General features: G+C 45.5%; 12 protein-coding genes and 2 pseudogenes. 6 read left to right on the forward strand and 8 right to left on the reverse strand.

The genetic code is table 11. The features are described from left to right. Positions 1-151: 151 nt before the first annotated feature. The 6 genes from IKW96_RS13165 (at position 152) to IKW96_RS13190 (ending at position 3,598) form a co-directional block, all read left to right on the forward strand. The gene (locus IKW96_RS13165; protein ID WP_296575750.1) at positions 152-790 is read left to right on the forward strand and encodes a flavodoxin family protein; all 639 of its coding nucleotides are present in this window, start codon (positions 152-154) and stop codon (positions 788-790) included. Continuing rightward, on the forward strand, positions 787-1,302 hold the full coding sequence (locus IKW96_RS13170) for a flavodoxin family protein (protein ID WP_296575753.1): 516 nt from the start codon (positions 787-789) through the stop codon (positions 1,300-1,302). The genes IKW96_RS13165 and IKW96_RS13170 overlap by 4 nt, the downstream gene beginning before the upstream one ends. 14 nt (positions 1,303-1,316) lie before the next feature. Beyond that, positions 1,317-1,835 (forward strand): nitroreductase family protein, encoded by a 519-nt coding sequence (locus IKW96_RS13175; protein WP_296575756.1) that lies wholly within the window; start codon positions 1,317-1,319, stop codon positions 1,833-1,835. Between the two features lie 17 nt (positions 1,836-1,852). Next, positions 1,853-2,347 carry an NAD(P)H-binding protein gene (locus IKW96_RS13180; RefSeq protein ID WP_296575759.1) on the forward strand — a complete coding sequence of 165 codons (495 nt, stop codon included), beginning with the start codon at positions 1,853-1,855 and terminating at the stop codon, positions 2,345-2,347. Positions 2,348-2,383: 36 nt separating this feature from the next. Further along, positions 2,384-2,671, forward strand: coding sequence for a hypothetical protein (locus IKW96_RS13185; protein WP_296575762.1), 288 nt, complete (start codon positions 2,384-2,386; stop codon positions 2,669-2,671). A 222-nt stretch (positions 2,672-2,893) separates the two neighbouring features. After that, the gene (locus tag IKW96_RS13190) at positions 2,894-3,598 is read left to right on the forward strand and encodes a gamma-glutamyl-gamma-aminobutyrate hydrolase family protein (protein ID WP_296575765.1); all 705 of its coding nucleotides are present in this window, start codon (positions 2,894-2,896) and stop codon (positions 3,596-3,598) included. A gap of 483 nt (positions 3,599-4,081) precedes the next feature. On the opposite strand, the pseudogene IKW96_RS13195 reads toward IKW96_RS13190, so the two are convergent. The 8 genes and pseudogenes from IKW96_RS13195 to IKW96_RS13230 form a co-directional block, all read right to left on the reverse strand. Beyond that, a pseudogene (locus IKW96_RS13195) lies at positions 4,082-4,375 on the reverse strand (recombinase family protein); the annotation flags it as partial. After that, on the reverse strand, positions 4,264-4,650 hold the full coding sequence (locus IKW96_RS13200; protein ID WP_296575767.1) for a hypothetical protein: 387 nt from the start codon (positions 4,648-4,650) through the stop codon (positions 4,264-4,266). The pseudogene IKW96_RS13195 and the gene IKW96_RS13200, both read right to left, overlap by 112 nt. A 183-nt stretch (positions 4,651-4,833) precedes the next feature. Continuing rightward, entirely contained in the window at positions 4,834-5,277 is a 444-nt protein-coding gene (locus IKW96_RS13205) for a hypothetical protein (protein ID WP_296575770.1), read from the reverse strand. Further along, complete coding sequence (locus IKW96_RS13210; RefSeq protein WP_296575773.1) at positions 5,270-5,551, reverse strand: hypothetical protein; 282 nt, start codon at positions 5,549-5,551, stop codon at positions 5,270-5,272. Before IKW96_RS13210 ends, IKW96_RS13205 begins: the two co-directional genes overlap by 8 nt. A 71-nt stretch (positions 5,552-5,622) precedes the next feature. After that, positions 5,623-6,804: a sugar ABC transporter permease gene (locus IKW96_RS13215; RefSeq protein ID WP_296575776.1), complete on the reverse strand. Its 1,182-nt coding sequence runs from the start codon at positions 6,802-6,804 to the stop codon at positions 5,623-5,625. A 19-nt stretch (positions 6,805-6,823) separates the two neighbouring features. Beyond that, a complete protein-coding gene (mmsA, locus tag IKW96_RS13220; RefSeq protein WP_296575780.1) occupies positions 6,824-8,359 on the reverse strand; it encodes a multiple monosaccharide ABC transporter ATP-binding protein in 1,536 nt (511 codons plus the stop codon). 146 nt (positions 8,360-8,505) lie between these two features. After that, positions 8,506-9,717: a sugar-binding protein gene (locus IKW96_RS13225; RefSeq protein ID WP_296575783.1), complete on the reverse strand. Its 1,212-nt coding sequence runs from the start codon at positions 9,715-9,717 to the stop codon at positions 8,506-8,508. A 377-nt stretch (positions 9,718-10,094) separates the two neighbouring features. Next, a pseudogene (locus IKW96_RS13230) lies at positions 10,095-10,682 on the reverse strand (glycoside hydrolase family 16 protein); the annotation flags it as partial. Between the last annotated feature and the right edge of the window lie 772 nt (positions 10,683-11,454).

The raw sequence follows: 11,454 nt of genomic DNA on the forward strand, positions 1-11,454 counted from the left end.
TCTGATTATATCATAGATTTTAGAAAATGTAAAGTATCTTGATAGAACTGCATTTTTATCAATTGAAATTGGAACAATCTTATCGTATAATAGAATTACAGAAAAACCGATCAAGATCAAAAAGATCTTAAACTAACTACGAGGTGAGATTATGAAAACAATCATTATCAACGCAAGTCCGAGAAAAAACTGGAATACGGCACAGCTCCTGAAAGAAGCACAGAGGGGAGCTGAATCCGTCGGCGCAGAAACAGAGTATATCGACATCTTTGACCTGACCTTTACGGGATGCCGTTCATGTCTCGCCTGTAAACGGAAGGGGGCGGAGCGCAATAAGTGCTATTGGAAAGATGACCTTTCTCCGTTGATTGAAAAGATTCTCGCAGCCGATGCAGTCATTATCGGTTCTCCGATCTACTTTGGTCAGCCTACCGCTTCTTTCCGTGCATTGTGGGAACGCCTTGCATTCCCCGTGCTTTCCTATGACGGTCAACCGATAAGCTACTATGACAGCAAGCTGAATGTCGGCTTTATCTGGACGATGAATGCAACTCCCGAATATTATGAAAACGGCTTGAAGCCCACGCTTGCAGTTACCGAAAATACCGCTCCGATGTTCTTCCACGGCGAGGTAAGGTCTTATGCGGCACTCGACACTTTGCAGGTCAGCGATTACAGCAAATACAGTATGGGTGCATTCGATGAGCAGGCGAAGAAACAGCGCCATGATACACAATTCCCGATAGATATGCAGGAATGTTTCAGGATGGGAGCTGATTTCAGCAGATGAAAAAGATTCTGATACTCAACGGCTCTCCCCACAAAAACGGCAGTACGGCTTCACTCGTAAAAGCGTTTACCGAAGGCGCAGAAAGCACAGGCAACGAGGTCAGTGAGCTTTATTTGCAGAGCATGAATATCGGTGGTTGTCTTGCCTGTGAAGCTTGCAGCAGGAACGGCGGACAGTGTGTTCAGAAAGACGATATGGAAAAGGTAAATGAAGCCTATCTGTGGGCTGATGTGATCGTGTTTGCTTCTCCTATGTACTGGGGTACGGTCAGTGGACAGCTCAAAGTCTGTATCGACAGGCTCTATGCGCTCCAGAACCGCATTGGCTATGCAGATATGTCTAAGCAGTATAAAGAAACGGCTTTTATCATGACTGCTCGGGGCGGATACTATAAGCAAGCACTTGATTTTTATCACATTTTCACCGATGTTATGGGCTGGAAGAACTGGGGTACTGTCCTTGGAAAGGGCAAGGAAGATGAAGCCCGAAAACTAGGTGCATCTATCCACTGAAAGGAGAAATGACTATGTTTAACAATTTTTTGGAGCTTGCCGAAGCAAGGTATTCAGTCAGACAGTATTCGGACAAACCGATAGAACAGGAAAAGCTCGACCGTATCCTCCGTGCAGGACAGGTCGCTCCGACTGCCATGAACGCTCAGCCACAGCGGATATTGGTTCTGAAAAGCAATGAAGCGGTAGCAAAGATCAGAACGCTGACACGATTTCACTTCAATGCACCGATGTATCTTTTGATCTGTGCGAATACAGCAGAATCCTATAAAGCGGTAGACGGTAATGATTCGGCAGAAGTCGATACCGCAATCGTCACAACACATATGATGATGCAGGCGTTTGATGAGGGTATCGGCACTTGCTGGGTGCGAGGATTTGATGCAAATATGGTATCGGCTGCATTCGGACTTCCGGAGCATATAGAGCCTGTTGCATTACTGCCGATCGGCTATCCCGCAGAAGATGCAAAGCCCTATCCGGGCGCACATGAAAAACGCAAGCCCATAACAGAAACCGTCAAATATCTTTAATACAGGAGGTAACCACTATGAACATTATGATAACAGGAGCCGCAGGAGGATACGGCAGCTATGCGATCAATTTCTTAAAGGAGTTCGCTCCGAATGACAACATTATCGCCCTTGTGCGTGATAACGGCAAAAAAGCCGACCTCGAAGCAAAGGGCTTTGAAGTCCGTGTGGCTGATTATTCCGATCTGTCGGGAATGACAAAGGCTATGGAAGGTGTTGACCGTCTGCTGTTTGTTTCCGTTCCCGTATTCGATCTGCAAAAGAATGTGGTCGAAGCAGCAAAGGCAAGCGGTGTGAAATATATCGCCTACACAAGTATCTGCGAACCGCAGTATCATAAATTCGGTTTGGAGATCAATCACAAGCAGACCGAGGAGCTTATCCGTCAGACAGGCATTCCCCATACATTCCTGCGTAATGGCTGGTATCTGGAAATGATGATGCCCTATCTTGAAGCAAGTGCTAAAATGGGCGCTTTTCCGTACTATGCAGGAGATGCTAAGGTGGCTTGAGCAGCAAAGCGTGACCTTGCCGAAGCAGGTGCAAGAGTGATCGCTTACGGCTGTGATGAGGAGATACTGGAGCTTTCGGGCAATGCCGTGACCTATGCAGAGCTTGCAAGATCTTCGGGAAAGGATATGGAGATCAAGCCTGTCAGCCGCAATGAATTTATGGCTGTTATGGCAAGATCGGGTATCCCGCAGATGGGAATGATGCTCGCCCAGAGTTATCAGGACTATGCGGTCCAGGGCAGCAATGGCGAGGAAAAGCTGACCTCTGCCGTGCTTGAAAAGGTCATCGGACATAAACTGTTGACGGCAGCGGAGATGATATAACTCCACTTTGAACCCATTGGATTCAAAGTATATGATAGAGAAGCTCTCAGTAATGGGAGCTTTTTCTTTTACTGCCGATTGACCTTTCGCTGGTTGTATGGTAGATTATATACTGTCTTCGATAATCATATATTGACATATTCTGCAATTAGCGATATAATGTAAACAAAGCAATGGTGCTGTCAATAATAACAGCACCATTATTTTTTCGGAGGTATCGTTATGAAAAAAGCCCCAATCATAGGTATTGTACCGCTTATTGACTGCTCAAAAAACAGCTATTGGATGCTTCCTGGATATTTCGGTGGTATCATTGAGGCTGGCGGACTTCCTGTAATGCTTCCGTTGACAAGTGAAAATACACATATTGAACAAATCACAGAAATGTGCAGCGGATTTTTGTTTACAGGAGGACAGGACGTAAGCCCTGAAATTTATTCGGCAAGAAAAATAGGTGCCTGCGGAGAATGCAGTCCCGAACGTGACGCTATGGAAACGCTTCTGCTGAAATATGCAATGCAGATTAATAAACCTATTCTAGGAATATGCCGCGGTATTCAGTTCATCAACGCTGCTCTCGGCGGAACTCTCTGGCAGGATATCCCTTCACAATTTTCGGACACAGTTACACATTGTCAGAAACCACCGTATGATGTTCCTAGTCATGAAGTATATATAGATAAAGGAACTCCTCTGCATGAGCTGCTTAAAAAACTTGAGCTTCCTGTCAACAGCTATCATCATCAGGGCATACGTTTGCTGTCAGAGGAGCTCAAAACTATGGCAAAAGCCCCTGACGGCCTTATTGAAGCCGTTTATTCGCCCAAGCATAAGTTCTTATGGGCTGTGCAGTGGCATCCTGAATTTTCTTATGCGCGAGACGATAATAGTCTGAACATTTTCAAAGAATTTATCAGGCACTGCTAATCAATAAGGTTATTATGAAAACGCTATAAATGGCCAAAAGGCAAAATTTTCTGCCGCGGAAAAGTCCGCAGCCTCTTTTATAAGATGATTATTTATGGTAATGAAAGATATCATTTTTCATTCCTTGTTCTTGGTTGTAGTTATAGTTGTCGTGGAAGTTGTTGTGGTGGATGCAGTGAATGAAGCCGGCTGTTTTTTATACATCTATCTTATTGAAATCCTGAACATTTACCCTGCAAATCTTTTTAGTCTTTTCACAGTATTGTTTCCTCTGTCTACATTGATACACTTCATATTGTCCCTTGATACTGCCTAAGAGTTCGTTCGTAGAGCTAAACAGGAGCCTATACCAATAGACCACGGTCTATTGACACAGCGAAAAACTGTTTCACAGAAATGGTATTTTCTTTTTTGAAACATTGCAATGAAAACGGACACCCTATTGAAATATGATTGGAGCCGGTCACCCGGCTCCTTCTTACATTATATATACTTTCTTTCGTATTCTTTGAGCCTGCGGTAAAAGGTGTTGGCACGCAGGCCCATCTCTTTCTGAAACCATACAGCCGTAATAGTACCAGACTTCCACTGCTCATACAGCTGCCCAAACTTTATCCAGTCGATATCTATAGGTTGTCTGCCTTTATACTTACCCAGAGCCTTGGCTATAGCAATGCCCTCGCGCTGGCGCTGTAATGTCTGTTCGCGTTCAAGCTCGGATAGTGCTGCAAATATAGATAGGACGAACCGTCCCTGCGGAGTGTTGGTATCAATGTTGCACTGTTACCGGAATAGCCTGAACTTACGCGGACTTTGGGCATAGCGTCCCTCATTCCGCTAAGTAAAGAACACTGTTTGTTGAGCTGCGGAAGAAATACGAGAATCTCGTCGATTGTCATATCAAAATCCGGAACAATAGTTGTTGTGTTGAACACATTTAATGCGTGCTTGAGTTTGCGTATCTTTCTCTCGACCTCAGCCTGAGCGTCACGCATTTCCTTGAAGTTATACTTTGGACGAACAGATTCGATGTCCTCCTGAAGCGCTGCCAAAAAATCTCCGCTGACCATTCTGCGGAGACGATAGGATAAACTCTTTCAATTCACTTCCTGTCATCAGCAAACCTCCCTGCATTTTCATATATAACTATTACAGAATAAAGCCTATGTGGGACTACCTGAAACTAATATTTATATTTTAACAAAAAAATCTCTGCCAAACTCGGCAGAGATCTATCATTTTGCAGCGCTTTTCAGCGCATTTAGTATCTTTTTCTGCACAGGGAATCTCTCTCTGCGCGGACATTTTTTCTCATAAAACTCATACAATGCGGAAGCGTCCTCACGGGACAGCATTCCCACAAGCTCCGCGGTGAATCCGTGGACCGCGTTCAGGAGCCAGTAAACGCTGACGGGGTCTTTATGCTCGGTCTGAATGCTGTAGATGAACTCCAGCACTTCCCTTATATCAGAAGTATCAGGTTTTTCAGCGGCATAATCCTCAAGCATTTTCCCAAGCCGCTCCGAAAAGCGGTCATGGCAGGGATCGTCGGCAATTTTCTTCCCGAACCCTAAAAGGCCGTCCGCAGGCTTTTTGCTGCGCTCGAGCTGCTCCACCTCGGATATATACTCATCATAGAGAGCTTTTATGGCAGAAAGCCCGTTTCTGTATTCACTCATCGTTTTCCTCCGCGTCTGTTTCGGGAGCTTCATCGGCTAAAGCGGCAGCTTTCATCTCCTTATGGAACTGATTATAGGTGTAAATGATAAAAGCGATATCTGCCGCCATGAAAATGGCTCCGATGATGCGGCTGACCGTGACGCTCATGGAAGTATTCTCGGCAAAAAATATCTTAAAGGCAAGATATGCGATATATATTGCAACGACTGCTCTTAATGCCGCACCCTTTCCCGCTTTTGACAGCTTTTCCGTATCATATTTTATCCCGTTCATATTTTCACCTCACAATGCTGTAAACCGAGTTGCGGCTCAGGATATTGTTTCCTGAGCCGCAAAAAGTATTATCAGCCAGCTTTACCTGTCTTTTTGTTTGATACAACGTCAAAGATAACAGCTATAAGAAGAACTGCACCCTTGACTACGTACTGCCAGTTGTTATCAAGTCCCTTGATGGACATACCCTGGTTGATAACGCCGAGAAGGATAGCTCCGACTACGACGCCGCCTACAGTACCGCTTCCGCCGTATGCCGAAGCACCGCCGATGAAGCATGAACCGATAGCGTCCATCTCAAACGAGTTACCTGTATCGCCGTTAACAGAGCCAACACGCGCTGCAACGAGAAGTCCCGAAAGACCTGCGAGGAGCGACATTGATGTATAAGCGAGGAAGTATACTTTCTTTGTGTCGATACCAGAAAGCTTTGTAGCCTTTTCGTTTCCGCCGACTGCATAGAAGTAACGTCCGAAAGCAGTCTTTGATGTGATGAATGCATAGATGAATACTATTGCAAGCACCCAGATAGCCATTACAGGGATTCCCTTATAGTGTGCTATCTTCCATGTGTAAGCCAGCACGAGAACGTCGATAACGATTATCTTTGCAAACTGTGATACGGCAGAAACCTGCTTGTAGCCCTTCTTAGCCTTCTTTATACGGTTGAGGAATGTGATAACCACAAGAGCTGCTGCAATAATGATACCCAGAATGAAAGCAGACCACTTTACGTCCTTGGTGTCAATTCCCGGAACTTCGATATAGGAAGCGAAGATGTCAAGGAACTTCTTTCCTACAGTACCGTCAGACTGAGGGATAGCGATAGTCTTTGAATCGAGTATCGCACGGCCGAAGCCTCTGAACAGGAACATTCCCGCAAGAGTACAGATAAACGGCGGAATATGTATGTAACCTATCCAGAATCCCTGCCACATACCGATGAGACAAGCAAATATCAGGCAGAGGCAGATGACGATTATCGGGTTCATATTATGCTTTGTAAGCATCTGAGCCGCTATAGCTCCTATGAGGCAGACTGTAGAGCCTACCGAAAGGTCGATGTTACCGCCTGTGAGGATACACATGAGCATACCGCAAGCAAGCACCAGAACGTATGCGTTCTGTATCAGAAGGTTTGAAAGATTCTGTGGATAAAGGAGACGTCCTTCAGTCCAAAGAGAAAAGAATATAAATACAACGACGAGCGCGATGACCATCGTGTACTTTTTTATGAAAGTTTTAGCGTTCATGTTACACTCCTTCGATCATTTATTTTTTGTCAGACTGAAGGATAGCGGACATGATCTTTTCCTGCGTTGCTTCTGACGCAGGCATTTCCGCAACCATTCTGCCTTCGTTCATAACGTATATACGATCGCACATACCGAGCAGCTCGGGCATTTCAGAGGATATCATTATCACGGATTTGCCCTGTGCCACAAGGTCGTTCATTATGCAGTATATCTCGTACTTAGCGCCGACGTCGATACCTCTTGTAGGCTCGTCGAGTATGAGCACCTCAGGATCGGCGAACATCCACTTGGCAAGCAGCACCTTCTGCTGATTACCGCCCGAAAGATTGCCGACAGCCTGCTGTACGGAAGGCGTCTTTGTACGAAGCTTTTCCTTGTACTCATCCGCAACTGCATTTTCCTTGTTGACGTCAACTATGCCCTTATTGCACACCTTTTCAAGACGCGCCATAGTTGTGTTCTGAGCAATGCTCTGCTCGAGGATAAGACCGTTTCCCTTTCTGTCCTCGGTAACGTATGCAAGACCTGCCTCGATAGCGTCACGGACGTTCCTGAGGCTCTTGTCCTGACCGTCGATCTTCAACTCGCCGCTGATATTCGTACCGTATGATCTTCCGAAGATAGACATTGCAAGCTCAGTACGTCCTGCGCCCTGCAATCCCGAGAAGCCGACTATCTCGCCGCGATGAACATTGAACGAAACGTTGTCAACGACCTTTTTCTCGTTGTATATGGGGTGATGAACGCTCCAGTTCTTCACTTCCATACCTATCTTGTCGCTCACGTTATGTTCACGTGCAGGATAACGGTCACTGAGCTCACGGCCGACCATTCCGCGTATGATACGTGCTTCGTCGATATTATGGGCTTCATTGTCGATAGTCTCGATAGTCGAGCCGTCGCGGAGGACCGTGATCTTATCGGCAACGTAGGAAATTTCGTTGAGCTTATGGGAAATAATGATCGAAGTCATGCCGTCCTTCTTGAATCCGAGAAGAAGGTCAAGAAGCATTTTTGAATCCTCTTCATTAAGAGATGAGGTAGGCTCGTCGAGTATGAGCAGCTTAACGTTCTTGCTGAGAGCCTTTGCGATCTCAACGAGCTGCTGCTTACCTGTACCGATGTCCTTTATGAGAGTGGTCGCCTCTTCTTTAAGGCCTACCTGTTTCATATGCTCCCTTGCTTCGTGATAGGTTTTGTCCCAGTCTATTCCGAAGCGTCCCTTGCGCTCGTTTCCGAGGAACATATTCTCACCGATGGAAAGCTCGGGGATAAGCGCAAGCTCCTGGTGTATGATAACTATTCCCTTTTCTTCACTGTCGTGAAGCGTTTTGAACTGGCAGATCTCGCCGTTATACACGATATCGCCTGTATAGCTTCCGAAAGGATAGGTTCCGCTGAGAACGTTCATAAGCGTGGATTTTCCTGCGCCGTTTTCACCTACAAGGGCGTGTATCTCGCCGGAGCGGACCTGTAAATTAACATTATCGAGAGCCTTTACACCGGGGAACTCTTTAGTGATATTTTTCATTTCAAGAATAAACTCTGCCAATTATATCCCTCCTTTACCATGTCTGAAACAGCGATTTTACGGGGTATTTTTTCCGAATGCGCCTAATTTCATTCAGAAAAAAGGGACGGACTCAGTCCGTCCCCCATTTTTTCAGACATTATGATTTATAATATGTTATTTCTTCATCAGGTCGTAGAAGCTGTTGATTCAAGATACTTATTGTTGCTGTCCCACTTATAAAGTCCTGTATCTACAAGCTTATCAAGTGAATCCTTTGTGATAACATAAGGAACGAGCAGATATGAAGGAACTACCTTAACGCCGTTGTTGTATGACTCTGTATCATACTTTGCCTCAGCTGAGAGTGAAAGGCTTGCGTCAGGTGTCTGACCTGAAAGAATAGCCTTTGCAACGTCGAGAGTAACGCCTGCCTCATCGCTTACGTTCTTGTATACTGTCATTGACTGCTTGCCGTCAACGATGTTCTGGAGGTTAGCGATATCGCCGTCCTGACCTGTTACGAGAGGAGCATTGCCTCCGCTGTAGTCAGAGTCGATAGCCTTTGCAACACCGAGAGCTGTTGAGTCGTTTGAGCAGAGTGCAACATCGAGCTTTGTACCGTCTGAGTAGTAAGAAGCAAGAGTGTTCTGCATATTCTCGAATGCCTTATCAGTAGACCATGTAGGTGTAGCTACCTGCTCGAAAGTAGTCTTGCCCGAAGGAACCTTGAGCACGCCCTTTGAGATATAGTCCTTGAGAACATCGTAAGCGCCGTTGAAGAAGAAGCCTGCATTGTTATCTGCAGGGTCGCCTGCTGTGAACTCGATATTGAAAGGACCTGCCTCGCTGTCAAGCTTGAGGGTATCGCGTACAAACTCGCCCTGGAGCTTACCAACGGTGTAGTTATCGAATGATACATAGTAAGAAACAGCGTCTGTGTTCATGATAAGACGGTCATAAGCGATAACAGGGATATCTACAGCCTTAGCGTCGGCAAGTGTCTGAGAGAGGGTCTCGCCGTCGATAGCAGCGATAAGGAGAAGATCTACCTTATCTGCGATCATTGACTGGATATCGTTGTTCTGCTGCTCTGTCTTATTGTCTGAGTACTTGAGCTCAACATCATAGCCTGCTGCCTCAAACTGCTCCTTGAGGTATTCGCCGTCACGGTTCCAACGCTCGAGAGATTTTGTAGGCATAGCAATTCCGACAGTCTTCTTGCCGCCGCTGTTTGAATCGCCGTCGTTGTTTGCTTCGGCGTCGTCCTTCTTAGCTGCGGTAGTAGTCTTAGTGTCGTTATTGCTGCTGTTGTTGTCTGATGAGCTTGAATTATCGCCGCATGAAGCGAGTGAACCTAACATCACCAGAGTTGAGAGTACTGCAAGAAACTTTTTCATTAGATTTTCCTCCTTAAATGTTAAAATTAATATGTGAAAAAATTATTGCCTTACATTAATTTATAACTTTCTTCCTGATACTTAGTATTCTACACAATATTCCCCCCATTGTCAATACGTTATATATTAACTTTGGTGGATTGTATAATTTGATAGCAGCAAATATGTGAAATATGCTAAAGGATTATATACGTTTTGTGATTTTTTTAAAGATTATTACAAGAAACGACACCAAAAAACCTCGAATGTCCACACAGTTCCACACATAATTTTTACCTAAAAAGAACGGGAGCAATATGCAGATATTGCTCCCGTAAAAATCATATTAACTTTATAAAAGGATCTTTAGTCAGCGCTTACTGCTTGTTGTATGTTGCCCACTGATAACGAGCTGTAAGCGGAGTTCTTCCGTCATAGTGGTTCAGCCAGTCGTCAACACCTGTACCCGGCCATACGTTCATCATAAGCTTACCGGGTGTCTGAGGAATGTTGTCATAAGCTGTGTATACTGCCTTTCCGTCAACGTACCATGTGATATGGTCGCGCTGCCAGTCGAAGCCGTATGTATGGAAGCCCTGTGAAGCGTCGAAGCCGAGGTCATAGAGCTTTTCGTGGTCAGCCTTACCATTTGTATAGTAATTGAACTGAACCTTTGTAGTGTCCTTGCCAAGGATCTCGATATCTATCTCGTCCCATGGATTATTGTCAGACTCACCTGTATAAGTGAAGAACGAAGATACAACACCGTTGTTCTTTATAGCCTGCATAGATGTCTCATAGTAACCGAAACCATAGAAATCGTTGGTTCTGTACTCAGCACCTGCATAGTTGTACTTGCCTGTGTTATCCTTGTCGATAGTGAGCTCGAGCGCACCGTTTCTGAAAGCAGTCTGAGACTTGTACCAGCCGCAGTCGAAAGGATTGCCGTTTGTCCAGCCGTCAGAAGCTATGAAGTAACGTGAAGAACCGGTCCTGAAGTCATCAGCCATTGTAGCAGAGCTGTTGAAGCTGCCTGTTGAAGCGCCTCCGTTGCCCTGATTCTGGTTCTGATTGTTGTTCTGCTGGTTGTTCCAGTCATTTACTTCCCAGTTGTACCATGAGTTGTTGTTATTCTGCTGGTTCCAGTCATTATTCTGCTGACCCTGATTCCAGTTGCTCCAGTCGTTCTGCTGCTGTCCCTGATCCCAGTTGTTCTGCTGATTCTGATTGTTCCAGTTGTTTACGTCCCAGTTATTCCAGTCCTGACCGCCCTGATTCCACTGATTCTGGTTGTTCCAGTCATTATTCTGGTTCCACTGGTTCTGATTATTCCAGTCATTGTTCTGGTTCCACTGGTTCTGATTGTTCCAGTCATTATTCTGCTGTCCCTGATTCCAGTTGTTCCAGTCATTCTGCTGCTGTCCCTGGTTCCAGTTGTTCTGCTGATTCTGATTGTTCCAGTCATTTACATTCCAGTTGTTCCAGTCAAAACCGCCCTGATTCCACTGATTCCAGTCATTATTCTGCTGCTGACCGTTGTTCCAGTTATTCCAGTCGTTGTTCTGCTGGCCCTGGTTCCAGTTATTCCAGTCGTTGTTCTGCTGGCCCTGGTTCCAGTTATTCCAGTCGTTATTCTGCTGACCCTGGTTCCAGTTGTTCCAGTCGTTGTTCTGCTGTCCCTGATTCCAGTTGTTCCAGTCGTTATTCTGCTGTCCCTGATTCCAGTTGTTCCAGTCGTTGTTCTGCTGTCCCTGGTTC

This window comes from Ruminococcus sp., from assembly GCF_017549005.1.
Lineage (GTDB): Bacteria > Bacillota > Clostridia > Oscillospirales > Ruminococcaceae > Ruminococcus.

Bases quoted from the DNA above. Each gene is read 5' to 3' on its own strand.
- IKW96_RS13165 (WP_296575750.1), top strand. From the start codon at position 152: ATGAAAACAATCATTATCAACGCAAGTCCGAGAAAAAACTGGAATACG.
- IKW96_RS13170 (WP_296575753.1), top strand. From the start codon at position 787: ATGAAAAAGATTCTGATACTCAACGGCTCTCCCCACAAAAACGGCAGT.
- IKW96_RS13175 (WP_296575756.1), top strand. From the start codon at position 1,317: ATGTTTAACAATTTTTTGGAGCTTGCCGAAGCAAGGTATTCAGTCAGA.
- IKW96_RS13180 (WP_296575759.1), top strand. From the start codon at position 1,853: ATGAACATTATGATAACAGGAGCCGCAGGAGGATACGGCAGCTATGCG.
- IKW96_RS13190 (WP_296575765.1), top strand. From the start codon at position 2,894: ATGAAAAAAGCCCCAATCATAGGTATTGTACCGCTTATTGACTGCTCA.
- IKW96_RS13205 (WP_296575770.1), bottom strand. From the start codon at position 5,277: ATGAGTGAATACAGAAACGGGCTTTCTGCCATAAAAGCTCTCTATGAT.
- IKW96_RS13210 (WP_296575773.1), bottom strand. From the start codon at position 5,551: ATGAACGGGATAAAATATGATACGGAAAAGCTGTCAAAAGCGGGAAAG.
- IKW96_RS13215 (WP_296575776.1), bottom strand. From the start codon at position 6,804: ATGAACGCTAAAACTTTCATAAAAAAGTACACGATGGTCATCGCGCTC.
- IKW96_RS13225 (WP_296575783.1), bottom strand. From the start codon at position 9,717: ATGAAAAAGTTTCTTGCAGTACTCTCAACTCTGGTGATGTTAGGTTCA.